The 25,520-nt window shown below is 62.4% G+C and carries 22 protein-coding genes and 3 tRNA genes; 22 read left to right on the top strand and 3 right to left on the bottom strand.

Annotated elements, in window-relative coordinates; translation table 11 throughout:
• Positions 1–12 precede the first annotated feature (12 nt).
• Both AB5202_RS01635 and AB5202_RS01630 read left to right on the top strand, forming a co-directional pair.
• Positions 13–89 (top strand) — tRNA-Pro (locus AB5202_RS01635).
• A 6-nt stretch (positions 90–95) separates the two neighbouring features.
• Positions 96–169, top strand: a tRNA-Gly gene (locus AB5202_RS01630).
• Between the two features lie 210 nt (positions 170–379).
• Here the strand turns inward: AB5202_RS01630 and AB5202_RS01625 are convergent.
• The 3 genes from AB5202_RS01625 to AB5202_RS01615 form a co-directional block, all read right to left on the bottom strand.
• Positions 380–1,375: a hypothetical protein gene (locus AB5202_RS01625; RefSeq protein ID WP_349070074.1), complete on the bottom strand. Its 996-nt coding sequence runs from the start codon at positions 1,373–1,375 to the stop codon at positions 380–382.
• Between the two features lie 266 nt (positions 1,376–1,641).
• Positions 1,642–2,118, bottom strand: a complete 477-nt coding sequence (locus AB5202_RS01620; protein WP_368143490.1) for a type II toxin-antitoxin system VapC family toxin — start codon at positions 2,116–2,118, stop codon at positions 1,642–1,644.
• Positions 2,111–2,434 carry a type II toxin-antitoxin system RelB/DinJ family antitoxin gene (locus AB5202_RS01615; protein ID WP_368143489.1) on the bottom strand — a complete coding sequence of 108 codons (324 nt, stop codon included), beginning with the start codon at positions 2,432–2,434 and terminating at the stop codon, positions 2,111–2,113. Before AB5202_RS01615 ends, AB5202_RS01620 begins: the two co-directional genes overlap by 8 nt.
• A 352-nt stretch (positions 2,435–2,786) precedes the next feature.
• On the opposite strand from AB5202_RS01615, the gene AB5202_RS01610 reads away from it, so the two are divergent.
• The 20 genes from AB5202_RS01610 (at position 2,787) to AB5202_RS01515 (ending at position 25,341) form a co-directional block, all read left to right on the top strand.
• Positions 2,787–3,380: a 4Fe-4S dicluster domain-containing protein gene (locus AB5202_RS01610; protein ID WP_368143532.1), complete on the top strand. Its 594-nt coding sequence runs from the start codon at positions 2,787–2,789 to the stop codon at positions 3,378–3,380.
• 75 nt (positions 3,381–3,455) lie between these two features.
• Positions 3,456–5,678, top strand: a complete 2,223-nt coding sequence (fdhF, locus tag AB5202_RS01605; protein ID WP_082222889.1) for a formate dehydrogenase subunit alpha — start codon at positions 3,456–3,458, stop codon at positions 5,676–5,678.
• A gap of 78 nt (positions 5,679–5,756) precedes the next feature.
• Positions 5,757–6,374 (top strand): 4Fe-4S dicluster domain-containing protein, encoded by a 618-nt coding sequence (locus tag AB5202_RS01600; protein WP_117746396.1) that lies wholly within the window; start codon positions 5,757–5,759, stop codon positions 6,372–6,374.
• Complete coding sequence (gene hyfB / locus AB5202_RS01595; protein ID WP_368143488.1) at positions 6,367–8,385, top strand: hydrogenase 4 subunit B; 2,019 nt, start codon at positions 6,367–6,369, stop codon at positions 8,383–8,385. The genes AB5202_RS01600 and hyfB overlap by 8 nt, the downstream gene beginning before the upstream one ends.
• Positions 8,386–8,397: 12 nt before the next feature.
• The gene (locus AB5202_RS01590) at positions 8,398–9,324 is read left to right on the top strand and encodes a respiratory chain complex I subunit 1 family protein (protein ID WP_368143487.1); all 927 of its coding nucleotides are present in this window, start codon (positions 8,398–8,400) and stop codon (positions 9,322–9,324) included.
• Positions 9,325–9,339: 15 nt separating this feature from the next.
• Positions 9,340–10,797, top strand: a complete 1,458-nt coding sequence (locus AB5202_RS01585; protein ID WP_368143485.1) for a hydrogenase 4 subunit D — start codon at positions 9,340–9,342, stop codon at positions 10,795–10,797.
• Positions 10,798–10,810: 13 nt separating this feature from the next.
• Positions 10,811–11,464 (top strand): hydrogenase 4 membrane subunit, encoded by a 654-nt coding sequence (gene hyfE, locus AB5202_RS01580; RefSeq protein WP_368143484.1) that lies wholly within the window; start codon positions 10,811–10,813, stop codon positions 11,462–11,464.
• Positions 11,465–11,467: 3 nt separating this feature from the next.
• Positions 11,468–13,027: a hydrogenase 4 subunit F gene (locus AB5202_RS01575; RefSeq protein ID WP_117847577.1), complete on the top strand. Its 1,560-nt coding sequence runs from the start codon at positions 11,468–11,470 to the stop codon at positions 13,025–13,027.
• 3 nt (positions 13,028–13,030) lie between these two features.
• Positions 13,031–14,803 (top strand): hydrogenase large subunit, encoded by a 1,773-nt coding sequence (locus AB5202_RS01570; RefSeq protein WP_346964730.1) that lies wholly within the window; start codon positions 13,031–13,033, stop codon positions 14,801–14,803.
• A 1-nt stretch (position 14,804) separates the two neighbouring features.
• Complete coding sequence (locus tag AB5202_RS01565; protein ID WP_346964729.1) at positions 14,805–15,521, top strand: formate hydrogenlyase complex iron-sulfur subunit; 717 nt, start codon at positions 14,805–14,807, stop codon at positions 15,519–15,521.
• Between the two features lie 2 nt (positions 15,522–15,523).
• Complete coding sequence (locus AB5202_RS01560) at positions 15,524–16,306, top strand: NADH-quinone oxidoreductase subunit B family protein (RefSeq protein ID WP_022095195.1); 783 nt, start codon at positions 15,524–15,526, stop codon at positions 16,304–16,306.
• Entirely contained in the window at positions 16,307–16,888 is a 582-nt protein-coding gene (locus AB5202_RS01555) for a formate hydrogenlyase maturation HycH family protein (RefSeq protein ID WP_346964727.1), read from the top strand.
• Entirely contained in the window at positions 16,888–17,391 is a 504-nt protein-coding gene (gene hycI / locus AB5202_RS01550; RefSeq protein WP_368143482.1) for a hydrogenase maturation peptidase HycI, read from the top strand. The genes AB5202_RS01555 and hycI overlap by 1 nt, the downstream gene beginning before the upstream one ends.
• A gap of 39 nt (positions 17,392–17,430) precedes the next feature.
• Positions 17,431–18,270: a formate/nitrite transporter family protein gene (locus tag AB5202_RS01545; RefSeq protein WP_368143481.1), complete on the top strand. Its 840-nt coding sequence runs from the start codon at positions 17,431–17,433 to the stop codon at positions 18,268–18,270.
• Between the two features lie 123 nt (positions 18,271–18,393).
• Positions 18,394–20,511, top strand: coding sequence for a molybdopterin-containing oxidoreductase family protein (locus AB5202_RS01540; RefSeq protein ID WP_368143480.1), 2,118 nt, complete (start codon positions 18,394–18,396; stop codon positions 20,509–20,511).
• 76 nt (positions 20,512–20,587) lie between these two features.
• Complete coding sequence (gene selA, locus AB5202_RS01535) at positions 20,588–22,045, top strand: L-seryl-tRNA(Sec) selenium transferase (protein ID WP_368143479.1); 1,458 nt, start codon at positions 20,588–20,590, stop codon at positions 22,043–22,045.
• The gene (selB, locus tag AB5202_RS01530) at positions 22,042–24,009 is read left to right on the top strand and encodes a selenocysteine-specific translation elongation factor (RefSeq protein WP_368143478.1); all 1,968 of its coding nucleotides are present in this window, start codon (positions 22,042–22,044) and stop codon (positions 24,007–24,009) included. Before selA ends, selB begins: the two co-directional genes overlap by 4 nt.
• 36 nt (positions 24,010–24,045) lie before the next feature.
• Positions 24,046–24,142: transfer RNA gene (locus tag AB5202_RS01525), tRNA-Sec, on the top strand.
• 155 nt (positions 24,143–24,297) lie between these two features.
• Positions 24,298–24,930 (top strand): molybdenum cofactor guanylyltransferase, encoded by a 633-nt coding sequence (gene mobA / locus AB5202_RS01520; protein WP_368143477.1) that lies wholly within the window; start codon positions 24,298–24,300, stop codon positions 24,928–24,930.
• Between the two features lie 15 nt (positions 24,931–24,945).
• Positions 24,946–25,341: a putative Se/S carrier protein gene (locus AB5202_RS01515; RefSeq protein WP_368143476.1), complete on the top strand. Its 396-nt coding sequence runs from the start codon at positions 24,946–24,948 to the stop codon at positions 25,339–25,341.
• Positions 25,342–25,520 lie beyond the last annotated feature (179 nt).

The following is a 25,520-nucleotide window of genomic DNA, read 5'->3' as shown; positions in this document are numbered from 1 at the left end:
GCTCAACACCTTCGGGACGTGGCGCAGTTTGGTAGCGCGCCTGCTTTGGGAGCAGGATGTCGCAGGTTCAAATCCTGTCGTCCCGACCATATCTTGCGGGCGTAGTTCAATGGTAGAACCCCAGCCTTCCAAGCTGATGACGCGGGTTCGATTCCCGTCGCCCGCTCCATAAGATAGACGAATGGCTCTGGTTCCTTTTGGGACCAGAGCCATTTTCATATACATGCCGGGACCCCACATCCCCTCCTAAGTTGCGGTGAAATAGTTCCTGGATTAGCCGCAAAAGCTGTTATCCAGGAACTATTTCACCGCAACTTATTGAGGCCGAGCGGGCTGGGTCGATGATGGGTTCTGTTGTCGAGAAGATGAGGGCAGCCGGTCAGGAGTCTGTGTAGGGTTTTGTGGTTGGTATACCGTAGCCGCGCATCATGGAGCCGAACGCTTTGACATCGAGGGTGTCTGAGAGCTTGAAATGAATGACGTTGTGGCCCATGGCACGCAGGTTCGCGTCGCGCATGAGGGCAGCTCGATAGGTTTTTGCCGCAGTATGTTCCGGATTATTTTGGGCATCGTCCTCAAACTTGCCTAGTCCATGCAGCTCAGCCAGCATCCAAGAGCCGTCTGGCATCTGCCAGCCGTAATCTGCCAAATAATAACCGGCGTTTCCCGGTCGAGTGATTTCAACCTGAAGTTCGGGAGCGGCAACTCCCGCCAGAATCATTGCCGCCCGTGCCTCGGATTCTCCACCGTTATCCGATCTGCCATCCATGTGTTCAAAAACGTCAAATGCGCGCGCGATGCCGTGCAGTCCGCGGCAGTTCGCTTGTGCATATGCACGCAATTCTTCACGCTCGACACCGTACTCACGAGCCAACCCGTCGACATAGCCTAGTGCATATCGAAAAGCGCTCGTTCGGGCGATGTCGACCACCGTGCGATATGGATCCGTTAACGTAAACGGGCCGAGCTGCCATACGTCGCCCGGCCGCCAGCGTCGGTATTCAACGAATTCGTACATATCGCGTCTGGTGGAACGCGGCAGCAGCACTTGCACCTTGTCGAGAAGCGAATATGCAGAACCGACGCCATAGAGCAGTGCCGCCGTTGCTCCACAAAACACGGCATCCGGTTCAACGACCGCAATAGCGGATGCCAATTGAAAGATGCGATCTTCGACGCCGAGGTCATTCCAATACGCGGGGTCAGCGTAGACATGGTTGTAGAGTCGAATAATCATCTCTTTTTGCATGAGCGCGTAGGCACAGCGTTCATCCCATTTTTTGGTAGCTACAAACAGATGCCCGCCATGATGGGCCTCGAATAACCGGAAGAATAGCTCTGCTTGCGATTTGGAACAGCGTTTATCATGACTCATTTTCGACCCCATGGTCTCGAGGGGGAGTGAATGACACTACGCTATCCCATATTTGGTCCGCCAGACCTTGCCATGAACTGACCAAAAGCTTGACGGGGCAGGTCAGAGCCATGAGTCGGAGCCAAACATATCGGCAAACGGTTGATTAGTGCCCCTCGGCGGCACTAAAAACCACCCTTACAGAAAGTTGCGGTGAAATAGTTCCTGAAAAGCTCGAATAGCCTAAATCCAGGAACTATTTCACCGCAACTCAGATGGGGATGGGGTTAGCTGCGGGGGCGGTGGCGGAGTTTGTCGATGGTGGAGTCGGTGCTTCGGCTGCGGGCTTCGGCGGCGCGGTCGCGGGCGTCGGCGGCGGTTTGGCGCTGGCGGCGGTAGTCGATCATGCCTTGGATGATGGGCTTGCCAAAGCTCACGACATCATCGTTGTAGATGGCGGTTCGGGCTGCGAGGAGGCAGTCGGTAAAGTCCATATGGGTCTTGCCAAAGAGTTTGACGGCAAGGGCGACAACGGTGGGCTCGTCGACCATGACGTCATCGAGCAACCTCTTCATGGCCGCAGTAATCTCAACGCGGGGAACCTTATAGACGTCGCGCAGTGTGACCACGACGCGCGTGATGATTTCGGGGTAGACGCGAGCGGTGCGCGTGGCGATGACCTTGGCGGCGCGCGGTGACAGAACCTCGTCGTCGTCAAGCAGGTAGCGCAGGATGACGGTCTCGTCGATGATGGTGCTACTCATGGATATCTACTTCCTCGGGACCCAAAATCGAATCGTCGCTTTCTGTGGCAAGGTACTCAATCCAGGCATTGCGCTCTTCGGAGCGGCGATTGGGGTCACCATATGCTTTGAGCGATCCATAGGCGGCGGTGCCGTTCTTTGAGCGCACGGCGACCGGCTGAAAGGGGAGCTTGCGCATCAAAATGCTTTGCGCGACAAATAAGCGGACAGCCTCGGCGAGCGATGTGCCCATGGCATCGTAGAGATGCTCGGCATGCTGCTTGTCTTCCTCGCGAATGCGCACCTGCAGGATGGCTCTTTTTTGAGTCGATGACATCACTGGCCCCCTTAATGAGCGTGCAATATAGTCGGTCAAATGCGGCATGTGCCGATACTTGAGCATCTTATAACGATTACTTTATTTCACTCAAGTTGATAACCATAAACACGAATACAAGCGTAGTACATCCAAAATGAGAGCGCATAAAAATCTCTGAGGCGTACGCATGTAATACACTCACCTTTATAGCTTCTAGAGAATAATTCCAACCTGCCAAAACCCCTGCAATACACCCGTATTGCAGGGCCTATGCTCAAGTTTGCCCCCTGCAACTGCGTATATTTAACCTGTATATCGTTGGAGGAATTCTATCGAAGTGCCTGTTTCGCCGCATGCACTCGATACGCCGATGCCGGACCAAGGGCGGTCCGGGGCAACGTCGGCAGGGTCTCTCCGGCATGGGATTCAGGAGGGAGTGAACAACATGGGCAATAAACGAGTCGTGGCTGATTCTTCACGCTGCATTGGGTGCCAAACCTGTATGGCGGCGTGCATCGAGGCACACGATATTCCCGGCAACATCGCCGCACCTCGCTTGCGCGTAACGCGCACCTACGAGATTTCCGCGCCGGTGGCATGTCACCACTGCGAGGACGCTCCGTGCGCCAAGGCCTGCCCCACGGGCGCCTTGTTCTTTGATCCAAAGAACCATCGCATCGGCGTCAACGAGGACAACTGCATCGGCTGCAAGAGCTGCGTCATGGCCTGCCCCTTTGGCGCCGTGAGCGTTGCGACCACGCAGGTCCCCGTCTTGATGGGTGATGTGCGCGTGGGTTCGCAGACCAAGAGCTTCGTGCTCAAGTGCGACCTGTGCGTGGACCGTCCCGGCGGTCCGGCGTGTGCCGAGGCGTGCCCGACCAAGGGCCTCACCCTGGTAGACGAGGAGCGCCTGGCGGAGCTGACTGCCGAGCGTGCCCGCGCCACCATCGAAAACGAGGCGTAAGCGTCGGGGCGACAGGCCCAATGATTGTCAAATACGTACCGAGTATTCGGTATCAGAGAAAGGAAGGAGGGTGTCATGGAGAAGCATAAAGTGATCTGCCCGTACTGCGGCGCCGGTTGCCAGTTCAACCTCCTGGTCCAAAACGGCCAGGTCGTGGGCACCGAACCGCTCAACGGCATCACCAACCAGAGCGAGCTGTGCCTTAAGGGCATGAGCGGCTACGACTTCATCAACGACACCAAGATCTTGACTCCTCGCGTGCTGCACCCGATGATCCGCCGCACTAAGGGCGCGGATCTTGAGCGCGTAAGCTGGGACGAGGCACTGGATTTCACCGCATCTAAGATGCAGGCCATAATTGACGAATATGGTCCTAACGCTGTCATGACCACCGGCTCTTCGCGAGGCGGCGGCAATGAGGCGAACTACGTCATGCAGAAGTTTACGCGTGCGTGCATCGGCACCCACAGCGTAGACAACTGCGCCCGTACTTGACACGGCCCTACTGTCCTCGGTCTGATGGACACGGTTGGTTCAGGTTGCATGTCATGCTCCATCCCCGGTATGGAGGATGCGGGCTGCATTTTCCTCTTCGGCTATAACCCTGCCGATTCGCACCCCATCGTCGCAAGGCGTATCGTGCGAGCCAAAGAAAAGGGTTGCAAGATCATCGTCGCCGATCCGCGCCATATCGAAACCGCGCGTATCGCCGATCTCTACCTTCCGATCAAGAACGGTTGCAACGTTGCGTTCCTCAACGCCTTTGCCAACTGTCTGGTCAACGATGGCCTCTACGACAAGGAATTCGTCGCCGAGCATACGAACGGCTTTGACGAGTGGTGGGAGACCATCAAGAACTACACTCCCGAATCCGTACAGGACATCACGGGTGTCGAGCCCGCGTTGATCCACCAAGCTGCCGAGATGTACGCCACGGCGAAGCCCTCTGCCATCATTGGCTGGGGTATGGGCGTATGCCAGCAGAAGCAGAACCTGAAGACGGTGCACACCATCGCCTCCATCGCCTGCGTTGCCGGCCAGATCGGCAAACCCAATTCCGGCCTCGCGCCCGTGCGTGGTCAGAACAACGTCCAGGGCTCCTGCGATATGGGCATGCTGCCCAACCTGTACCCTGGCTACCAGAAGGTCACCGACCCGGCAGTGCGTGCCAAGTTTGCCAAGGCTTGGGGCGTACCCGAGGAAAAGCTCCCGCTCGAGGAGGGCTACAAGCTCACCGACCTGGGGCACCTGGTCGACGAGGGCAAGGTGCACTGCTTCTACAACTACGGCGAGGACCCGGTGCAGACCGAGCCCGATTCGGCCGGCATGCGCAAGACGCTCTCCGAGCTGGATCTGTTCATTTGCCAGGACATCTTTATGACGCAGACGACCATGCTCGCCGACGTCATCCTGCCCGCTACCTCTTGGGGCGAGCACGAGGGTGTCTTTACCGCATCCGACCGTAGCTTCCAGCACTTTGACGCGGCTGTTCCGCCCAAGGGCGAGTGCCGCCACGACTGGGAGATCTTCGCGGACCTGTCCACGCGTATGGGCTATCCCATGCACTACGACAACACCGAGCAGATCTGGAACGAGTGCATTAGCCTGTGCCCCAACTTTGTGGGCGCGACCTACGAGAAGATGGCTCCCGAGGGCGGTTACGCCCAGTGGCCGGTCAAGAGCACCGATGTGAACGACCACGGTACGCCCGACATGTTCGCTGGTGGCAAGTTCACCACGAAGGACGGCCGCGCCAACCTGATGGCGCACGACTGGGAGGCGCCCTCTGAGCTTCCCGACGATGAGTACCCGCTCATCCTGTGCACCGTCCGCGAGGTCGGCCACTACAGCTGCCGCTCGATGACCGGCAACTGCAAGACGCTGGCACTGCTTGCCGACGAGCCCGGCTTTGTCCGCATGAATCCCGCGGACGCCCAGGCGCGCGGCATCAAGAATGGCGACATCGTCTCGATTCACAGCCGCCGTGGCCAGGTATACAGCCGTGCCGACGTGAGCGATCGCATCAACAAGGGCACGGTCTATATGACCTATCAGTGGTGGATCGGCAAGTGCAACGAGCTGACCATGCACAAGGTCGACCCGGTCTCGCATACGCCCGAGGACAAGTTCTCCGCCTGCCAGGTCGACGCTATCGCCGACCAGGTCTGGGCCGAGGGCGAGGTCGAGCGTCAGTACACCGAGCTCAAGCAGGCTCTGGTGGACGCCGCCGCTCCCCAGGACGTTGAGCCCGGCGCCGCCAAGTTCGACGACGAGACGCACGTGAACCAAATCGTGTAGTCCCGTTCTCGTTGGCTTTTTGGGCCGGGCGTCCCGTACGTTCGGGAGCCCGGCCCGTTATTTTGAAAGGAAGTGGGGATGAACCGCTTCATCGACATCAACCCGGAGAGGTGCATCGGCTGCGGAACATGCCAGTCCGCCTGTGCCGACGCCCACCGGATGCAGGGTCTTCAGGATACGCCGCGCCTGGCGCTCGTGAAGACCGGCGGTATTTCGGCCGCCCTTGCCTGCCACCATTGCGAGGGTGCCCCCTGCGCCGAGGTCTGCCCGGTGAATGCCATCGAGCACGATGGCGACCGCATCCACGTCAAGGAGCAGGAGTGCATCGGGTGCAGGCTGTGCGCCATCGCGTGCCCCTTCGGTGCCATCCATCCCGATGGCACGTCTATCGCCGGTGTCGCAGGCATGTGCGACCCGACGCCTTCGTATCCTAAGTCCCTGAGCAGCCTGCTTACGTGGGCTCCTGGCCAGTACACCTGCGCTGTCAAGTGCGACCTGTGCGCCTTCGATCCGGACGGCCCGCATTGTGTGGCGGCCTGCCCCACCAAGGCGCTGACCGTCATGGGTGGCGCGGCCGATCGCGAGCTCGACGAGGCCAAGCGCCTGCGCTCGATCGAAAACGGTCCGTCCGTCGACGTTACCGCTGTGGCCCAGGGTCTGTCCGAGAAAGCAGAAGGGAGCGTAAACAATGGATAGCATGACGCTGTTTATCGCATCGCTTGCCGTCTCGTGCATCGGTGCGCTCGCCTCGGTTCTGCTGATCAAGGCCGATAACGCCGCCAAGACCGCCGGCTGCCTTATCGGCGCCGTCGCCGCGGTGCTTTCGTTTGTGGCCGGTATCCAGGCCGTGCTGGGCGATGTCACGTCGGTCGACACCATCGTGTTTTTCCCGTTTGCCCATTTCCAGCTGCTGCTCAATCAGCTGTGCGGCCTGTTCGTGGCACTCATCTCGGTGCTCGCGTTTGCCGGTTCGATCTACGGCCTCAACTACTTTGATGAGTACCCGGGCAAAAAGGGCCGCGCCGGCTTCTTCTATAACACCTTCGTGGCGTCCATGATGCTCGTCATCACCGCCGACAACGTGTTTTGGTTCCTTGTCGCCTTTGAGCTCATGTCGCTGACCTCGTACTTCCTGGTCGTGATCGAGGAGAACGAGAACTCCATCCATGGCGGTTGGCTCTACTTTGTGATCGCGCACGTGGGCTTTGTGCTCATCATGGCGAGCTTCCTCACCATGACCAACTTCGCCGGTGGCTCGTTTGCCTTTGCGGATTTCCGCGCCACGCAGTTTAGCCCCGCGGTCGCATCCGTGTGCTTCGTGCTCGCCTTCTTTGGCTTTGGCGCCAAGGCCGGTATCATCCCGCTGCACGGCTGGCTGCCCAAGGCACATCCCGAGGCGCCGTCCAACGTGTCGGCCCTCATGTCAGGCGGTATGATCAAGATCGGTATTTTCGGTATCCTCAAGGTGGGTCTCGACCTGCTCTCCGCCTCGGGCGTTCAGGTCTGGTGGGGCCTTATGGTCATGGTCTTCGGTGCGATCTCGTCGGTCCTCGGCGTGGCCTTCGCCCTGCAGGAGCATGACATCAAGCGCCTGCTGGCCTATCACTCCGTCGAGAACATCGGCATCATTCTGCTCGGCGTCGGCGCTTCCATGGCCGCCATGGCGCTCAACTCGGTCGGCATCGCCGTCCTGGCTCTGATGGCCGCCCTCTACCACACGTTTAACCACGCGATGTTTAAGGGCGAGCTGTTCTTGGGCGCCGGTGCACTGCTGTACTCCACGGGTACGCGCAATATGGAGAAGATGGGCGGCCTGTTCCGTCGTATGCCGGCAACGGCCATCTGCTTCCTCGTTGGCGCGCTTGCCATCTCGGCCATCCCGCCCTTCAACGGCTTTGTGTCCGAGTGGTTTACCTACCAGTCGCTGTTTAACGCCGCCATGCAGGGCGACAAGGCCGTCATGATCGTGGCCGTGTTCGCTGCCGTCGCGCTTGCCATTACCGGCGCTCTGGCCGTCACGTGCTTCGTCAAGGCCTATGGCGTCTCCTTTGCCTCCGCGCCCCGCTCCGAGGCCGCGGTCAATGCCAAGGAGGTTCCCGCCCCCATGGTGTTTGCGCAGGGCCTGCTCGCGGCCATCTGCGTCGTGCTGGGCATTGGCGCTCCCGTGATCGCGCCCGTGCTGGTCGATGTCGCCGCGTCCGTGCTGCATCCGTACGGTGGCGTATTTGCCGCCGAGGGCATGGAGCTCATGAACCAATACTCCGGCGCTGCCACCTCCACGCCCGCGATCGCTATTGCGCTCGTGGTGCTCGTCGGCCTTGCCTGCGGCTATCGCAAGCTCAAGACCGTCGGTAAGGTGCAGAAGTCCCAGCCGTGGGCATGCGGCTATGCTCCCAACGAGCATATGCCTGTCGTGGCCACGACCTTTGCCTCCGAGGTGTCCTGGTTTATGCAGCCGCTCTACACGCTGCGCGACCGCTGCACGGCCGTCTGCTGGTCCATCGCGCACTTCTTCCAGAAGCTCACCGGTGTGGCCGAGGCTGTGGAGCCCGTACCCGACAAGGTTCTCGTCGATGCCCCGCATAAGGGTGTCGAGAAGCTCGCCGACCTCGCGACTAAGCTCGAGGGCGGCAACTACAGCATCTATATCTGCTACATCGTCGCGGCACTCGTGGTGTTCCTCGTGCTCGCCGTGCAAATGGGTTAAGGAGGGGAGAGCATGAACAACATCGTACTTGCCGTTCTGCAGGGCGTGGTCGTCATGGCCGTCGCACCGTTCTTCTCCGGTCTCGGTCGCGTTATCCGCGCCAAGATGCACAACCGTCGCGGCCCCAGCATCATGCAGGACTATCGCGACCTGGCCAAGCTCTTTGCGCGCCCCGAGTCCCAGAGCGAGGATGCGAGCTTTGCGCTGCGCATTATGCCGCCGCTGTTCTTCGCCGTCGCCTTTATGCTCGCGATGGGTCTGCCGCTCTTTACAGCACAAAGCCCCATCCCGGTCTTTGGTGACGCCATCACCATCATGTACAGCCTGGCGCTCGCCCGCTTCTTCTTCGCCCTCTGCGGTGTGGATTCGTCCAACGCCTACGCCGGTATCGGCGGCGTTCGCGAGCTGCTCATGAGCGTGCTCATCGAGCCGTCCATGCTGCTGGCGCTGTTTGCCGCCGCCCTGGTTTGCAGCTCCACCGACATCGCCACCATGGGTCAGCACATCATGACGGGCGCCATCGACGCGCCGGTCGCCGTGATCCTTGCCGGTATCGCCTTTGCGATTGCCTGCTACATGGAACTCGGCAAGCTGCCGTTTGATCAGGCCGAGGCCGAGCAAGAGCTTCAGGAAGGTCCGCTCGCCGAGCTTTCCGGCCCGTCGCTCGCCATGGCCAAGCTCGCCATGTCCATGAAGCAGGTCCTGGTCGTCGCTTGGTTCTGCGCGATCTTCGTCCCCTGGGGCGAGCCCGCGACCGTGGGCGCTGCCGCCGTTCTGGGCGCGGTCATCTTCCTGGTGAAGTGCCTGATCGACTTTGTCGTGTGCGGCGTGATCGAGAACTCTTGCTCGCGTTCGCGTTTTAAGGTGCTTGGCAATCAGACCTGGGCTGTCGTGGGCATCGCCGTTCTGACGTTTGTCTTCGTGGTCGTCGGCGTGTAGGAGAAGGGAGAAACAATGTCATTTGCAGTCAGTCTGTCCCTTCTCGGCTTGGTCGCTATCGCGGCCCCGATGGTGGCCTCGGTGCTCGTCGCCCTGTTCCCCCGTCCGTACGCCAAGTGGTTCAGCGTTTTGGGTGCCGCCGTCTCGACGGCCTGCACCATCGCCCTCGCCGCGAATTTCGCTGGCGCCGGCATGCCCGACACGCAGGTCCCCCTGATCTCGTTTGGGCAGACCCTCGTCATGGGATTCACCTTCGATCGCATGAGCACGCTGCTCGCGCCCGCCTTTGTGGGTATCGGCCTGCTTGTCGTGATCTATTCGATTCCCTATATGAGCGAGAATAACCGTGAGCATCCCGACGCACCGCGTCGTCGCTTCTACGCGTATCTCGCGACCTTCATCGGTGCCATGGCCGGCCTCGTGTACAGCTCGACCCTTTTGGGCCAGCTCGTGTTCTTTGAGATCACGGGCGCCTGCTCTTGGGGCCTCATTAGCTACTACATGTCGCCTACGGCCAAGAAGGCCGGCATGAAGGCCCTGATCATTACGCATATCGGTGCGCTCGGCCTGTATCTGGGCGCCGCCATCGTGTTTGCCCACACCGGCACCTTCGCCATCACCGCGATCGCCGGCCTCGACGCCAAGCTCAAGGCCATCGTCCTTCTGCTGGTGCTCTTTGCCGCTTGGGCCAAGTCCGCGCAGGTCCCCATGTACATGTGGCTGCCTTCGGCCATGGAGGCGCCGACGCCTGTTTCGGCCTACCTGCATGGCGCCTCGATGGTCAAGGTCGGCGTGTGCGTGTTCGCGCGTGCACTCGTCTCTGCCGGCGAGATTCCCGAGATCGTGGGCTGGGTGGCCATTATCGACGCCATGGTCACCATGCTCTTTGGTTTCCTGATGTACCTGCCGCAAAAGGACATGAAGCGCCTGCTGGCCTTCTCCACGATCGCCCAGCTCTCCTATGTGTTCTTTGGTCTGGGCCTTTCGGTCTTTGGCAGCCAGCTGGCCTTTGATGGCGCCGTGTGCCACATCTTTAACCACGCTTTCGCCAAGACGCTGTTCTTCCTGATCGCCGGTTCGTTCTCCTTTACGCTCGGCACGCGTATGCTGCCCAAGCTTCGCGGCATCGTAAAGAAGTACCCGATCTCGGGCGTGGGCTTTGGTGTCGCGGCACTCGCCATTGCCGGCGTGCCGCCCATGAACACGTTCTTCTCGAAGTTCCAGATCATCGCCGGCGGCTTTTCTGTGGGTGCCGGCAACGTCGTGATCCTGGTGCTCGTGTGCATCATGGTCGCCGAGACCGTCGCCACCTTTGCCTGGTTCCTCAAGTGGATGGGCTATTGTCTGCCCGGCGAGCCGAGCGAAGAGGTTGCTGCGGGAGCCCCGCTTCCCCGCGCGATGGCGTTCGTGTTCATCGTGCTCATCATCATGGTCATCGTCAGCGGCCCGCTTTCGGCCAGCTGGATCGGTTAGGAGGTAGAACGACATGGGTTATTCGATCGTCAACATCCTTGGCGGCCTTCTGATCGTCACGTCCACCATGGTGGTTGTCTCCAAGAACATCAAACATTCCATCCACTGGTATGCGGTGCAGTCGCTGGTGCTCGTGGGGCTGCTCGCCACGCTCGGTGCCACCACCGGTGCGCAGGAGCTGCTTATGTGGGCTGGATCTGCCTTTATCACCAAGGTCGTCCTGGTCCCTTATATCCTCAACCGCGCATACAAGAAGATGGGCGAGCCGAGCGACGCATCGCTCAAGGCCGGCCTTAAGCCCGCGTGGGCCATTTGCATCATCGCCGTGGAGGTCGCGATCTGCTTTGCCGTCGTGACGCAGATCAGCCTGCCTACGGCCGAGGTCGCAACGCCTGCGCTCGCCATTAGCTTCGCTCACTTCTTTGTGGGCCTCACCTGCATCATCTCGCAGCGCAACATCATGAAGCAGATCTTTGGATACTGCCTTATGGAAAACGGCAGCCATGTGACGCTCGCGCTTTTGGCCCCCACCGCTCCCGAGATCATCGAGATCGGTATCGCCACCGACGCCATCTTTACCGTCATCATCATGTCCATCGTCGTGCGTCGCATTTGGGACGACTCCCACTCGCTCGATGCGCGCGACCTGTCCGAGCTGAGGGGGTAGTCCATGGAAACGTTGATTCTCGCCCTGCTCGCGACTCCTTTGGTGTTCTCGCTGGTAATGGCGTTTTTGCCCAAGAACACGTCCTATAACGTGTTTGCCGGTCTCAACCTGGTCTCCGTCGCAGCCGTCCTGGTGCTGTCGATTATGACGGCCGGCGACGTCCTTATGAGCGGCGAAACCGCGAGCGCTCTTGGCCTGTGGTTCCACCTCGATTCGCTGGGCGCCATCTTTGTGCTGCTCATCGGCTTTATCGGTTTTCTTACGGGGCTGTTCTCGCTGCCCTATGTAAAGGCCGATATCGAGGAGGGCTCCATGCCCGCCGAGCGCGCCAAGCAGTATTTTGCGCTGTTTAGCCTGTTTGTGTTCACCATGCTGCTCGCGTGCCTGTCCAACAACATGATCCTCACGTGGGCCGCCGTGGAGGCAACCACGCTTTCCACCGTGTTCCTCGTGGGTATCTACAAGAACAAGACGGCCCTCGAGGCTTCTTGGAAGTATGCGATGGTCTGCACCGCCGGCGTGGCCTTTGGCCTGTTCGGTACGCTGCTGATCTACGCCAACGCCGCCGACGTGATTCCCAACGCCCACGAGGCCGCATTCCTATCGTGCGTGCTGCCGTATGCCGACCAGTTCGACCCGACGCTCATGCGCCTCGCCTTTGCGTTTATCGTGATCGGCTTTGGCACCAAGGCCGGCCTGTTCCCCATGCACACTTGGCTGCCCGATGCCCACTCCCAGGCCCCGAGCCCTGTCTCGGCCCTGCTCTCTGGCGTGCTGCTTAAGTGCGCCATGCTTGTGATCATGCGCTTCTATGGCTTTACCATCCAGGCCGTGGGCGCCGAGTATCCGCAGCTTTTGCTGCTGATCGTCGGCACGCTGTCCATTTTGGTGGCGGCACTTTCGATGTTTCGCCAGGACGACCTCAAGCGCCGCTTTGCGTACTCGTCTGTGGAGAACGTGGGCGTTATCGCCCTGTGCCTGGGTATCGGCGGCCCGCTGGGTATCGCCGCGGCCCTGCTGCACTGCGTGTTCCACGGCTTTACCAAGACGCTTGCCTTCTGCGTGTCCGGCAACATCCAGCACGCCTTTGGCACGCGTAGCCTGGCTAAGATTCAGGGTGTCGTCGAGGTTGCCCCCGCAACCGCCGCGCTCGCCATCTTGGCACTGCTCGGTCTTGGTGCCTTCCCGCCCTTTGGCATGTTTATCTCCGAGTTCCTGACTTTTGTCGCCGGTGTCACCGCCGGTCCCATGTGGCTGGTCGTCGTGGTCGCCCTCGGTCTTACCGTGGCCATCTCCGCGCTCACCCGCATCGCACTCAAGTCGGTGTTCGGCCATGCGCCCCAGGGCATGGGCAAGCATGAGGCCCCGGCGCTCATGCTTATCCCCGAAATCATCCTGGCCGTCATGATCTTGTGGTTTGGCATCGCCACCCCGCTGCCTCTCGTGCACGGTGTGGAGACCGCGACCGGCATCGTGCTCGAGCAGAGCACCGAGGAACTTCACGCGACGCCGATGTACCGCGCTGTGTTCGGTACCGAGACCGCTCAGAGCGAGGTGGAGTAACGAATGATTGAAACTGAGAACAAGGTGTACGCCCGTCGCTGCGAGAGCCATGTCGAGGCCCTGCGCCGCGCCGTTCCGGGCTGCATCGAGAAGGTCGAGTGGCAGTGCGAGGACCAGCTGACGATCACCGTCAAGCAGGACAAGCTGCCCGAGGCCGTCCACTACCTGTATTACGAGCGCTACGGCTGGATTCCCGTGATCATCGGCAACGATGAGCGCAGCCTGTGCGGCCGTTACGCCGTGTACTATGTCATCTCCATGGAGGGGGAGGACCCCGGTTGGGTGACCGTGCGCACCGAGGTCGATCCCGCCAAGATGACGTTCCCGTCCGTGACACCGTTCGTCCCCGCCTGTGTGTGGGGCGAGCGCGAGCTTCGCGACATGTTCGGCCTGATCCCCGAGGGTCTGCCCGACCGTCGTCGCCTGGTGCTGCCCGACGATTGGCCCAGCGGCCTGTACCCGCTGCGCAAGGACTCCATGGACTACCGCTTCCGTCCCGCTCCCGCGAGTGACATGGAAAACTACGAGTTCTTGGCCGATACCAAGGGCAAGGAGACCACACTTGTCCCCATGGGCCCGTTGCACATTACCTCCGACGAGCCCGGCCACTTCCGCCTGTTCGTTGAGGGCGAGACGATCGTCGACGCCGACTACCGCCTGTTCTACGTGCACCGCGGCATGGAGAAGGTCGCCGAGACGCGCCTGAACTATGACGCCGTGACGTTCCTCGCCGACCGCATCTGCGGCATCTGCGGCTGCGCCCACTCGGTGGCCTACGCCGAGGCCGTCGAGCGCGCCCAGGGCATTCATGTCCCGCCGCGCGCCCAGTACATCCGCGCTATCATGCTCGAGGTCGAGCGCCTACACTCGCATCTGCTCAACATTGGCCTGGCGTCGCACTACACGGGTTTCGACTCCGGCTTCCAGCAGTTCTTCCGCGTCCGCGAGAAGTCCATGGACCTGGCCGAGAAGCTCTCCGGTCACCGCAAGACCTACGGTCTCAACGTAATCGGCGGCGTGCGTCGCGACATTTTGGCCGAGCAGAAGCTCTCCACGCTCACGACCATCCACCAGCTGCGCTTCGAGGTTCAGGAACTCGTCGACGTCTTGCTCTCCACGCCCAACTTTATTGAGCGTACGAGTGGCATCGGCATTCTGGACCGTAAGATCGCTCGCGACTTCTCGCCGGTCGGCCCGCTCATGCGTGGCTCGGGCTATGCCCGCGACGTGCGTTTTGACCATCCCTTCGACGGCTACGCCGATCCGGACGTCCAAAAGATGCATGCTGCCACGGCCGACACCTGCGATGCCTTCGGCCGTACCGCCGTTCGCATCCAGGAGGTCTACGATTCGATCGACATGATCGAGACCATGCTCGAGAACTGCCCGTCGGGCCCCATCCTCACCACGGATTGGGAGTACACCCCGCACAAGTACGCCATCGGCGCCACCGAGGCGCCGCGCGGCGAGGACGTGCACTGGGCCATGCTCGGCAATAACCAGAAGTGCTACCGCTGGCGCGCCAAGGCCGCCACGTACAGCAACTGGCCGGTCCTGCGCTACATGTTCCGCGGCAACACCGTGGGCGACGCGGCGCTGATCGTCGGCTCTCTCGACCCGTGCTACTCCTGCACCGACCGCGTGACGGTGACCGATGTCGCCGCCAAGCGCGACCATGTGCTCGACAAGGAACAGTTCGAGAACGTCTGGCGCGACAAGTCGCCGCTTGCGGGCGAGGGCACCATGGCCGCTCCGCTCGATGAGGAGGCGCTCTAATATGCTGAAGCTTTGGAAGGTCAACGCCAAGGCCGGCGACGCGACGGTCAAGTACCCGTTTGCGCCGTTCCCCACCAATAAGGACATGCGCGGCAAGCCCGAGCACAACGCCGAGCTCTGCATCGCCTGCGGTGCCTGCGGCGTGGCGTGCCCGGCCGATGCCATTCGCATGGACACCGACCTTGCGGCCGATACCATCACCTGGTCGATCGACTACGGCCGCTGCATCTTTTGCGGCCGCTGCGAGGAGGCCTGCCCCATGGAGGCCATCAAGCTCACCGAGGAGTTTGAGCTGGCCGTCATGAGCAAGGACGACCTCACCAGCAAGAGCGTCTATACGCTCGAGCACTGCTCGCGTTGCGGCAAGCCGTTTGCCCCGCACAAGGAGATCGACTACGCCAAGCGCCTGCTGCAAAAGGCCGGCGGCATGGAGGCCGAGCAGGCCGCCCGTACCGTCGGTATGTGCCAGGAGTGCAAGCGCGAGCTCGATGCCCTGCGCGCCGCTTCGGCCGTAAAGACCGGCAACGCGCGCGGCATGGCTGCCAACGAGACGCTTGCGTCCGGTGAGCCCCAGGGCCCCGGCATGGAGTATCTGGGCGGCCACGGCGTGAACCCGGAGTATGTCGACCGCGAGCTCAACCCCGATGCGCCCGAGATCCCCGCCGGTCCGGCGCCGGTCGAGGGCATCATCATGGATTTTGAAACGAAGGAGGAGTAACCATGGCCGAACCCACGCTTTTGCCCGAGCGGCTTCAGTACCGCCCGACCAAGATCGAGCTCGACGAGAGCATCGAGAAGGCCAAGGCGACTCTTCTTAAGAAGATCAAGCGCTCGGTGTACGTCTACCGTGTCGACTGCGGCGGCTGCAACGGCTGCGAGATCGAGATCTTCGGTTCCATCACGCCCGTCTTCGACGTCGAGCGCTTTGGCATCAAGGTCGTGCCTTCGCCCCGTCACGCCGATGTGCTGCTGTACACCGGCGCCGTGACGCGTGCCATGCGCATGCCGGCCCTGCGCGCCTTTGAGGCCGCACCCGATCCCAAGATCGTGGTGTCCTATGGCGCGTGCGGTTGCACCGGTGGTATCTTCTACGACAACTACTGCGTCTGGGGCGGCACGGACAAGATTCTGCCGGTCGATGTCTACATCCCCGGCTGCCCGCCCAGCCCCGCGCAGACCATCTACGGCTTTGCCATGGCGCTCGGTCTGCTGGACCAAAAGCTCCATGCCGAGACCACGGTGGAGGCCGCCGGCGAGCAGGCCGATATCCTGCACCCCGGCGTGCCGTACAAGCTGCGCGTTGCCATCGAGCGCGAGGCTCGCGCCATGAGCGGCTACCGTTACGGCCGCGACCTGGCCAACGAGTTTATGGATACGCTCGAGGGCGCGCCCAAGGGCGATATCCGCGGTGCCATGGCGCTGCTCATCGATAAGCAGGACGATCCTCGCCGCGTTGAGGTCTACTCGGCGCTGCAGGATCTGGTGCTGGCCGGAGGTCGCTAGATGGAGCTCACGGACCGCTCTGGTTACTTTGCGGGCCCCGGTATGCTCGGCGGCTCCTTTGGCGATGCCTTGCGCGCAAGCGACGAGGCCGCCGAGGGCGTCGCCGATCCCTGCCTGGGCCATGCGCCCGACCAAGTGGTCTTTTACGAGCTCACGCGTAAGTTTGTGGAGACCGAGGAAGACGTTCCCCAGGAGGCCTGCGACGTGCTGTACTACACGCTCGCCGTGGGCCACCACACCGGCGTGCTCGACTGCTTTGAGCCGCGCCTGTCGGTGCCGGTGGATGTCTTCTATTCGCTCGTCGACGCGCTGCCGGAGGGGGAGGCCAAGACCAAGTTCGAGGCCATCCGCTCCTTTGGCGAGTGCCAGCTCGACAAGGCGGCGGTGCCGTCGCTGCTCGAGGCCTGCGATGCGCTGCTCGACGAACGCGGTTTTCGTGGGTCGGCCAAGGCTGGCATCTCGGTGTTCGACGACGACTTTGGCCTGCATGCCCAGCAGGTCGCGTTTCTGATGAAGTTCCGCGATCTGGTTGAGCGCGTGCGCGATGTGTCGGGCGTGTATCTGACGGGAAGGTTGCAGTAATGGGTCGCGTTGTGGATGGATGTGTGAACGGCGCCCCGTTTGCGGGCATCGTGCTCACGGCGGGAAGCGTGCTGCGTGCCGACGATGCCGCCGGCCCCGTGCTCTCCAAAAAGATGGAAGACGCGCCCATTGCCGGTTGGTACACCATCGACGGAGGCCAAACGCCCGAGGACGACATTATCGAGGTCAAGCGCGAGCGTCCGCCGCGTCTGGTCTTGGTCGATGCCGCCGACATGGCGCTGCCCGTCGGCGCCATCCGCTTGCTCGACAAACGTGACGTGGCCCGCAAGTCGATGTTCACCACGCATTCGCTCCCTTTGTCGATTCTGATCGAGGAAATCGAGCAATCGTGCGAAGATATCGTCTTCATAGGGATTCAGCCGGGCGATACGGAGTTCTACAACCCCATGTCCCCGGAGGTCTTTGACGCCGTCGACGCCGTGTACGACGCCGTGGCCGCCAACGACTTTTCCCACTTTGTCCGCTTGGGGCAAGAGCAATAGGAGCGCTTGTCCCTGCTGATTAGGAAAGAAGTGATTGACATGGCAGATTCCAAGGCAGAATATCCCGCTCCCGATTGCCTGGCGCCCGCCGCGATCGAGGCTAAGACCGAGGCCGCCGGCGTGACCAAGGCTAACCTGCCGGTCGCTAAGGCCTTTCTGTTGGCAATGTTCGCCGGTGCGTTCATCGCCTTCGGCGGCCTGTTCTTTACCGTGTTCTTGAGCGATAGCACGCTGGGCTGGGCCGCCCAGCGCGTCGTGGGCGGCCTGTGCTTTTGCCTGGGCCTGGTGCTCGTGCTGGTGTGCGGTGCTGAGCTGTTCACCGGTAATTCGCTTATGGTCTGCGCGCTCAAGAGCAAAAAGATTACCTTGGTCCAGATGCTCAAGGCCTGGGTCGTCGTATGGGTCGGTAACTTTGTCGGTGCCCTGTTCATCGTCTTTTTGGTGTACATGGCCGGCATCTATAAGCTTAACGGCGAGGCGGTCGCCAATTCCATGGTGAGCGTCGCCGCCGGCAAGGTGACGATCGACTGGGTGACGATCTTCTTCCGCGGCATCCTGTGCAACATCTTTGTGTGCCTGGCCGTGTGGATCGGTACCGCCGGCAAGACCGTGGTCGATAAGGTTGTGGGCATTTTGCTGCCCATCGCCGCCTTTGTGGCCTGCGGTTTTGAGCACTGCGTCGCCAACATGTACTTTTTGCCCATGGGTGCCGTGATGCATGCATGCGGCTACGGTGCCGACGTCGCCGGCGCCGATGCACTCAACGCTGCGGGCATTGCGTTTAACCTGTCCGCCGCCACGCTGGGCAACATCGTGGGCGGCGCGGTTCTGGTCGCGCTCGGCTACTGGTTTATCTACGCCAAGAAGTCCGAGGCGTAAGGTACCGTCTGTTTGACGTTGGGCCTCCCGCGGGGCGTTGCCGTGCGGGAGGCTTTTTGGGTCTGGGGGCTCGTTGCCGGGCTTTTGGCCTGTTGTGTTTGGCTGATGAAAGGGGTAATCGAGATGGCATCTGCTGTGAAGCGTGACGGTCGCGCCGTGGTGACCACATGCGGGGGATGCTATGCCGATTGCGCCTTTGCGGCACGCGTTGAGGACGGTCGCGTGGTGGCCGAGCTGCCGGTGCCGGGGCATCCGTGCGCGGCGCGTGCCCTGTGCGCCCGCGGACGGCATCGCCTGGCAATGCCGTTTGATGAGCGCGACCGGATTTTGCACCCCATGCGTCGCCGAGCTGATGGCTCGGGGTTCGATGCGATTTCCTGGGACGAGGCGTTCGCGCAGATTGCAGAGCGTCTTTTGGGGATTGTTGACGGGCATGGTCCGCGCGCGCTGGGCATGACGCTCGGCGTGCCCTCGTTCGACCGTTACTGGGGCTATCGTCTTATGCACACGCTGGGTTCGCCCAACGTGTACGGTGCCGATGGCGCCTGCGAGGTAAGCCGTCTCACTGGTTGGGAGCATAGCTTGGGCTATAGCCCCGCCTCCGACCTGGCGCATACCGATTGCATCATGTACCTGGGGCGTTCCCTCGTCGATTCGTCGACGATGGGGGCCGTTGATGCACTCAACGATGCGCGCCGGCGCGGGGCGAAAATCATCGTGGTCGACCCCCGGCGCAGCGGCTCGGCTGCTATTGCCGATCGCTGGCTCCGCGTGCGCCCGGGCTGCGACTTGGCGCTGCTGTTGGGTATTGCCCACGTGTTGATTGCCGAGGACCTGTACGACCTCGAGTTCGTCGCCCGCTATACCACGGGTTTTGACGAGCTGGCGCAGGCGGCCGGTGCTTGGACTCCCGAGTGGGCCGAGTCGATGTGCGACGTGCCGGCCGCAGAGATTGTCGCCACGGCGCACGATCTCGCTGCCGCCGCGCCTGCCGCTGTGGTGGATGCGGGTTTTCATGGTGGCATCGGTATCGCGTATGCCAATAGCACCCAGACAGCGCGCGCTATCTGCTTGGTCGATGTGCTGCTGGGCTGTATCGGGCATGCGGGCGGCGCGCTCAACCCGCCCACGCCGCTTGTGTTGGGCGACCTCGATCCCACGCGCTTTGCGACGCCGTCGGTGCCGCGTGGGCCCAAGCTGGGGTCCGAGCGCTATCCGCTGGTCGATCCGGTGCGCGGCCTGTGCACGACCATCGGTCAGTCGATTCTTGCCGGTGATTTGCGTGGGCTCATCGTCTATGCCAGTAACCCCGGTGCGGGCTATGGCAATGCACAGGCTTGGCTGGGTATTTTGCAGCAGCTCGACTTGCTCGTGACGATTGATATTCGCTGGTCCGAGACGGCGCGTGCTTCTGACTTCGTGCTGCCCGACGTGACGTATCTGGAGGCCGACCGCGGCGTGGGCTCGGTCGTGGGCGTCAACGATTCGCGGGTGTTCTACCGCAACGCCGTGCTGCCTGTGCAGCATGACGACACACGTCCCGGTCGGGAGATTTTTGCCGGTCTGGCGCAGGCGTGTGGCGTGGGCGAGTACTTTCGGTTTACGTCTGACGATCTGGCAGCTGCCCAGGTGGAGCCTTTTGGGGTTGATCTGGACGAGCTCAAGGAGCGCGGTTGGGCCGATACGGGCGTGTCGCTGCCGTCGCGCACGGGTGAGCCGGCGATTCCGCTTGCCGGCGGCAAGATTGCGCTGGCAAGTGACGTATGGGAGCGTGCCGGCCTGGGACGCGTGCCAGGCTGGATCGCGCCGATGGTGGAGCCCAGCCCGGGGATGTTTCGCCTCATTAGCGGCAACCGTCCCTTTGGGTCGCATACCTCGCGCAGGCTTGCGGTCCAAGGTGCCGCCGAGGCGGGATCGGACTTGGACGCCGTGCAGATGAACGCCGATGTCGCTGCGCGCATGGGCATTGCCGATGGCGAGGTCGTCGAGCTCGTGAGCGACGTGGGCCGTGATCGCGTACGCGTGGAGACGACGCCCTATCTGCATCCGGCGTGCATCTTCACCTCGGCCGCTCCCGGCGGGCGTTCGTTTGGCGCCGATGCCGGTGGCGCTCAAACTTTGGGCGTGGGGCCGCTCGACCACACGCCGCTGCGCTGGGACCCGTTGACGGGTGCCGCGCTCACCCAGGAAAACGCCGTTCACGTGGAAAAGATCGCGGAGCACGAGGATAATAGTGAATGATTGACTCAGCCGATCGATTTGTCTGATTGCTTGACGTCCGAACGATTGATTTACCTTTGGTTTTGAAAGGCCGCACATGAGCGATAGCCAGAACATGTCCGATGAGGTACGCGCCCGCCTGCGCGCCATTCCTTCCGTCAATGAGCTGCTTGCCGAGTGGCCGGTGGTGAAGGCGGCGGGGGAGACCTGCGACGCGGTGGTCCATGCTGCCGTGACGGCCGAGCTCGACGAGGAGCGCGCCGCCATTCGCGCCGGCGCCGCCCCGCGCTCTAAGCGCGACCTGGCTTCGGCTATTGAGTGGCGTGCGCACCGCTCCGCGCTGCCGAGCCTGCGCCCTGCCGTCAACGCTACGGGTGTGGTCATCCATACCAACTTGGGTCGCGCCCCGCTCGCGGAGTCGGCTGCCAAGGCCGTGGCCGAGGTCGCGCGCGGGTACAGCACGCTCGAGTACAGTGTGGACACCTGCTCGCGCGGGTCGCGCAAGGAGCATGCGGCGCAGCTGATCCGCTCACTCACCGGTGCCGAGGACGCGCTCGTGGTCAACAACAACGCCGCCGCGGTGCTGCTAGTGCTGGCGACTCATGCCGCGGGCAAAGAGGTTATCGTCAGTCGCGGCGAGCTTGTCGAGATTGGCGGCAGCTTTCGCATCCCCGATGTCATGGCGGCTTCGGGCGCCAAGCTCGTCGAGGTCGGAGCCACCAACCGCACGCATTTGGGCGACTACGAGCGCGCCATCACGCCCGACACGGCGATGATCCTTAAGGTCCATCCTTCCAACTATCGCATCGAGGGCTTTCACGAGGAGGTGGGCTCTCGGGAGCTTGCCGCTCTGGCCCACAAGCATGGCCTGCTGTTCTACGAGGACCAGGGCTCGGGCGCGCTGCTGCCCGACGACATCCTGGTTCGCGGCGGCGAGGAGACTACGCCCACTTCGGTGGCGTCGGGGCTCGATATCGTGTCGTGCTCGGGCGATAAGCTTCTGGGCGCGGCGCAGGCTGGCATCATCATGGGCCGTCGCGAGCTGGTCCAGGCCTGTGGGTCACATCCGCTTATGCGTGCCCTGCGCCCGGGCAAGCTCGCGCTGGCGGCGCTCGAGGCCACACTGCGCATTTACATGGACGGGGCGGGTGTTGCCCATCGTGAGGTGCCGGTTCTCAACATGCTCACGCTTCCGCAGGCTCATCTGGAGCGTCGCGCACGCAAGCTGCGCGAGCTGATGGTGGCGGGCCTCGATAAGGCTGGCTGCCCGTGTGCCGTGCAGGTGGAAATCGTCGAGGAGTCGTCGACTCCCGGCGGCGGCTCGCTTCCTACCGTCGAGTTGCCCACGATGTGCGTGGCTGTCTGCCCGGTCGACGAGCGCCTGTCCGTCGACGCGCTCAAGCGCTCGCTCGTCCAAGACTTCGACACGCCGGTCGTCACGCGCGCCTCGCACGATCGCGTCCTGTTTGACGTGCGCACGCTCGTGGGCGACCGAGATATCGAGACGGCGGCATCGACGTTCGTAGCGTGCGTTGAGAAGGCGGTTGCACGATGAGTGAGGTTCAGGCGTTGGTGGAGTGTCCCGTTATCGTTGGCACGGCGGGCCACGTCGACCACGGTAAGTCGGCGCTGATCGAGGCGCTGACCGGCAAGAATCCCGATCGCCTAGAGGTCGAGCGTCGTCGCGGTATGACCGTGGAGCTGGGCTTTGGCGAACTGGCGCTGCCGAGCGGCAAGATCGTTGGCCTTGTCGACGTGCCGGGCCACGCGCATTACCTGCGCGCTATGGTGCAGGGTGCGACAGGCATCGACGTTGCCGTGCTGGTGGTCTCTGCCGTTGAGGGCGTAATGCCGCAGGCCCGCGAGCACGTGCATGTGCTGGAGCTGTTGGGCGTTACGCATATGGTGGTCGCGCTGACGATGTGCGACCTGGCCGATGCCGAGATGACCGAGCTTGCCGAGCTCGATGTCGATGACTTTTTGTCGGGTACTGTGTTTGCGGGCGCGCCAATTGTGCCCGTGTCGTCTAAGACGGGCGAGGGGATCGAGGGGCTGCTTGCGGTGCTCGACGAGCAAGTAAGTGCCTGCTGGGATGCCTGCCGCGACCGTTCCGATCGGAGCGATGCCGTGCCTCGCCTGCCGATTGACCGCTGCTTTACGATCAAGGGGGTCGGCACCGTCGTGACGGGAACGTTGCACGATGCGCCGGTGGCGGTGGGCGACGAGCTGATGGCTTTGCCGTCGCGTACGGTCTGTCGCGTGCGTGGGATTCAGGTGCATGGCGATACGCCGCAGGCGTTGCCCGGTCAGCGTGTGGCTCTCAACTTGGCGGGCGATGCCGTCGCCACGCTCGATCGCGGTGAGATGCTGGGCGTGGCGGGCCGCTTTGGTCAGACGTTGCGCTTTATGATGACGTTCACCTATCTGGGTCGCGAGGGTGCCAAGCCGCGCGTGCTGGAGTCGGGCGCGCGCGTGCACGTGATGGCCGGTACGGCCGAGGTCGTCGGCCGCATCATGTTCATGGAGGGCGAGGCCCCCATGGCAGTGGGCGAGACCCGTACCGTACAGGTGCGCTTGGAGGAGCCGTTGCCGCTGCGCGCCGGAGACCATGCCGTGGTGCTGTCGTATTCGCCCGTTATGCTCATTGGCGGCGGGCGTGTGCTGCTTTCGCGCTGCCGTCGCTCGCGCGAGCTTTCGGCGGAGGAGTGCACGCTGCTTGCGGCGCTTGAGGCCGGCGATATCGCGGGCGGTGTGGGTGCTTGGCTGGCGCTGCAGATGCTGCCGGTTTCGGCGGTTGATGTTGCCGAGGCTTTGGATCTTGGTGTCGGCGAGGTCGATGCCGCACTGCGCGGGTTGGTGTCGCAGGGCTCCGTTCGTAAGCTTGCCGTGGGTGATGCTGACCTCTTGGCGGATGCCATGGTGCTCGACGCCGCGATGGATGCATTGGCGGCGACCCTGTCAGCTATGCACGCGGCGGCTCCCAAGGAGACGGGCTTTACGCCCGGCGCCGTTGCCCATGCTGCGTGGCCTGCCGCTGATGAAGGCGTTGCCGCGGCCCTGATTGCCGAGGGATGCTCGCGTGGCGTGTGCGCCGCCGAGGGCGCCGAGGTATTCGATCCGCATTCGGCCGCCGCAGCGGCACGCGTGGTGCGAGAGGCTTGCGAACGGATCGTCGCGCTTCTTGACGAGGCCGGCCTGGATGCACCGGCGCTGCCCGAGGTGGGCGAACAACTGCAGCTCGGTCGCGACACCATGACGCGTGCCCTGCGCGAGCTTTCGCTCAATCGCTCGATCGTTAAGGTCGAGCGCGACGTTGCCCTGTCCGCTGCCGCCGAGGCCCATGCGCGCGAGCTTGTTGCCGCCGCCATTGAGGCAGCCGGCGGTGCTGCCACCACGAGCGTACTGCGCGAGGCCCTGGGTGTGTCGCGCAAACGTGCCATCAGCATCTTGGAGCACCTAGATGCCGTGCGCTTTACGGTGCTCGACAAGGATTCTGGCGGCCTGCGCTCCCTGCGTTAGATTGGCTGCTCGGTTTGGTAAAATACCGCCGCACTTGGGAACGGATGGGCTCCGGTGGGCTCCGCGGTCCTCAAAACCGTTGCGAGGCGTGCAAAACGTCTTGGATGTGTTCGATTCACATACGTTCCCGCCATACGCTACCAGCGCTTTTGTGCTCGCGGTCTTGCTGCGTGCCGCAAAGGCGCTGTTTTGTTTTTGCACAGGTTTGCCGTGCCGCCCGCTTTATCGGCGACGGTATCTGGCTTCGTGCATCGGGTTTCGAGCATGCCGATGGAGGTGTTTTGTCGTATGACTACCGTAAGACGTGCCGATCTTTCTTGTGTCGTCCAGGCGGGCGGGTTGTCGTCGCGCATGGGCTGCGATAAGGCGCGCATGGCGTTTTGCGGCGAGCCGCTCATCGAGCGCGTGCTGGGCCGGCTGGCGCCAGTTGCCGGCGAGTTGGTCGTGACGACTTCGCGTCCCAGCGAGCTTGTCTATCTTGAGGAGCGCACGTTTGGCGGCCTGGTGCCGCGTGTGGTGGCGGACCTTGAAGGACCGGCGGGTGCCATGCGCGGCATCGCGAGTTCGCTGACTGCGGCCCGATTGCCGTTCGTGGCGATCGTCGCCTGCGATATGCCGTTTGTCTCGCCGGAACTCATCGGCGCGCTCGCCGATCGTGTTGAGGCCGAGGCGCTCGACGTGTGCGTGCCATGCGAGGAGCGGGGGATTGAGCCGCTTTGCGCCGTCTGGCGCCGTGACGCGTGTGCGCCGGCCGCCCATGAGCTGCTCGCCTGCGACCGCCAGCGCATTCGCTGCCTGATCAATCGCGTTCAGGCTGGTTATATGGATGAACCGCAGATCGTTAAGGCCGCGGGCTCGACGCTCTGCTTCGAAAACGTCAATACGCCCGAGGAGTTTGCGGCGGCCGAGTTACTCGCCTAGACGATTGGAGTTGCCATGTCTCACGATATTTGTCCCGACACGGGAGAGCCTTGCACTTGCGACGGATCCGAACCCTGTACCTGCGGTTGTGGTAGCTGTGGACATACTGCGGAAGAGGAAGCGGCCGCCGCGGCGTATCGTGATGCACACCGCGAAGACCCGTCCGGTGAGGCCCTCGACCACGAGCGCAAGATTATCGTGTCGTTTGACAGCACCTTCGATGTGATGGAATGCGAGCAGCTGTGCCTGGATGCCGGCGTGCCCGGGCGCATTATGCCTTTGCCCGGCTCCATTACCGCAGGTTGCGGTCTGTGCTGGGCCATGCCGTTCTCGGGCGATGCGCTCGCCGCCTTCCGCGCTGCCACCGAAGGCCGCATAACCCCCGCCGACTACCATCAACTCGTCCTCTAGCCACCAAAACCACCACATTGGGGACAGGCACCTTTGTGGTGGTTTCGCTGCTTGAATGGCCTTCTTGTGGCATTACGAGTCAAACCACCACAAAGGTGCCTGTCCCCAATGTGGTGGTATGGACCATATGGACGAAACAGCTTTGAAACACGCGATTTGCACGTTGGGTGCTCAAAAAC

This window comes from Collinsella aerofaciens (assembly GCF_040915545.1).
Classification (GTDB): domain Bacteria; phylum Actinomycetota; class Coriobacteriia; order Coriobacteriales; family Coriobacteriaceae; genus Collinsella; species Collinsella aerofaciens_BE.
Note: the sequence above shows the minus strand (reverse complement) of the source record. Positions and strands in the feature narration are given on the sequence as shown.

Excerpts from the sequence above, each read along its gene's own strand:
- selB (WP_368143478.1), top strand. The coding sequence starts at position 22,042 with ATGAGTGAGGTTCAGGCGTTGGTGGAGTGTCCCGTTATCGTTGGCACG.
- AB5202_RS01565 (WP_346964729.1), top strand. The coding sequence starts at position 14,805 with ATGCTGAAGCTTTGGAAGGTCAACGCCAAGGCCGGCGACGCGACGGTC.
- AB5202_RS01590 (WP_368143487.1), top strand. The coding sequence starts at position 8,398 with ATGAACAACATCGTACTTGCCGTTCTGCAGGGCGTGGTCGTCATGGCC.
- AB5202_RS01625 (WP_349070074.1), bottom strand. The coding sequence starts at position 1,375 with ATGAGTCATGATAAACGCTGTTCCAAATCGCAAGCAGAGCTATTCTTC.
- mobA (WP_368143477.1), top strand. The coding sequence starts at position 24,298 with ATGACTACCGTAAGACGTGCCGATCTTTCTTGTGTCGTCCAGGCGGGC.
- selA (WP_368143479.1), top strand. The coding sequence starts at position 20,588 with ATGAGCGATAGCCAGAACATGTCCGATGAGGTACGCGCCCGCCTGCGC.
- hyfB (WP_368143488.1), top strand. The coding sequence starts at position 6,367 with ATGGATAGCATGACGCTGTTTATCGCATCGCTTGCCGTCTCGTGCATC.
- AB5202_RS01515 (WP_368143476.1), top strand. The coding sequence starts at position 24,946 with ATGTCTCACGATATTTGTCCCGACACGGGAGAGCCTTGCACTTGCGAC.
- AB5202_RS01570 (WP_346964730.1), top strand. The coding sequence starts at position 13,031 with ATGATTGAAACTGAGAACAAGGTGTACGCCCGTCGCTGCGAGAGCCAT.
- AB5202_RS01620 (WP_368143490.1), bottom strand. The coding sequence starts at position 2,118 with ATGAGTAGCACCATCATCGACGAGACCGTCATCCTGCGCTACCTGCTT.
- AB5202_RS01560 (WP_022095195.1), top strand. The coding sequence starts at position 15,524 with ATGGCCGAACCCACGCTTTTGCCCGAGCGGCTTCAGTACCGCCCGACC.
- hycI (WP_368143482.1), top strand. The coding sequence starts at position 16,888 with ATGGGTCGCGTTGTGGATGGATGTGTGAACGGCGCCCCGTTTGCGGGC.
- AB5202_RS01610 (WP_368143532.1), top strand. The coding sequence starts at position 2,787 with ATGCCGGACCAAGGGCGGTCCGGGGCAACGTCGGCAGGGTCTCTCCGG.
- AB5202_RS01585 (WP_368143485.1), top strand. The coding sequence starts at position 9,340 with ATGTCATTTGCAGTCAGTCTGTCCCTTCTCGGCTTGGTCGCTATCGCG.
- AB5202_RS01540 (WP_368143480.1), top strand. The coding sequence starts at position 18,394 with ATGGCATCTGCTGTGAAGCGTGACGGTCGCGCCGTGGTGACCACATGC.
- AB5202_RS01555 (WP_346964727.1), top strand. The coding sequence starts at position 16,307 with ATGGAGCTCACGGACCGCTCTGGTTACTTTGCGGGCCCCGGTATGCTC.
- AB5202_RS01575 (WP_117847577.1), top strand. The coding sequence starts at position 11,468 with ATGGAAACGTTGATTCTCGCCCTGCTCGCGACTCCTTTGGTGTTCTCG.
- hyfE (WP_368143484.1), top strand. The coding sequence starts at position 10,811 with ATGGGTTATTCGATCGTCAACATCCTTGGCGGCCTTCTGATCGTCACG.
- AB5202_RS01545 (WP_368143481.1), top strand. The coding sequence starts at position 17,431 with ATGGCAGATTCCAAGGCAGAATATCCCGCTCCCGATTGCCTGGCGCCC.
- AB5202_RS01615 (WP_368143489.1), bottom strand. The coding sequence starts at position 2,434 with ATGTCATCGACTCAAAAAAGAGCCATCCTGCAGGTGCGCATTCGCGAG.
- AB5202_RS01600 (WP_117746396.1), top strand. The coding sequence starts at position 5,757 with ATGAACCGCTTCATCGACATCAACCCGGAGAGGTGCATCGGCTGCGGA.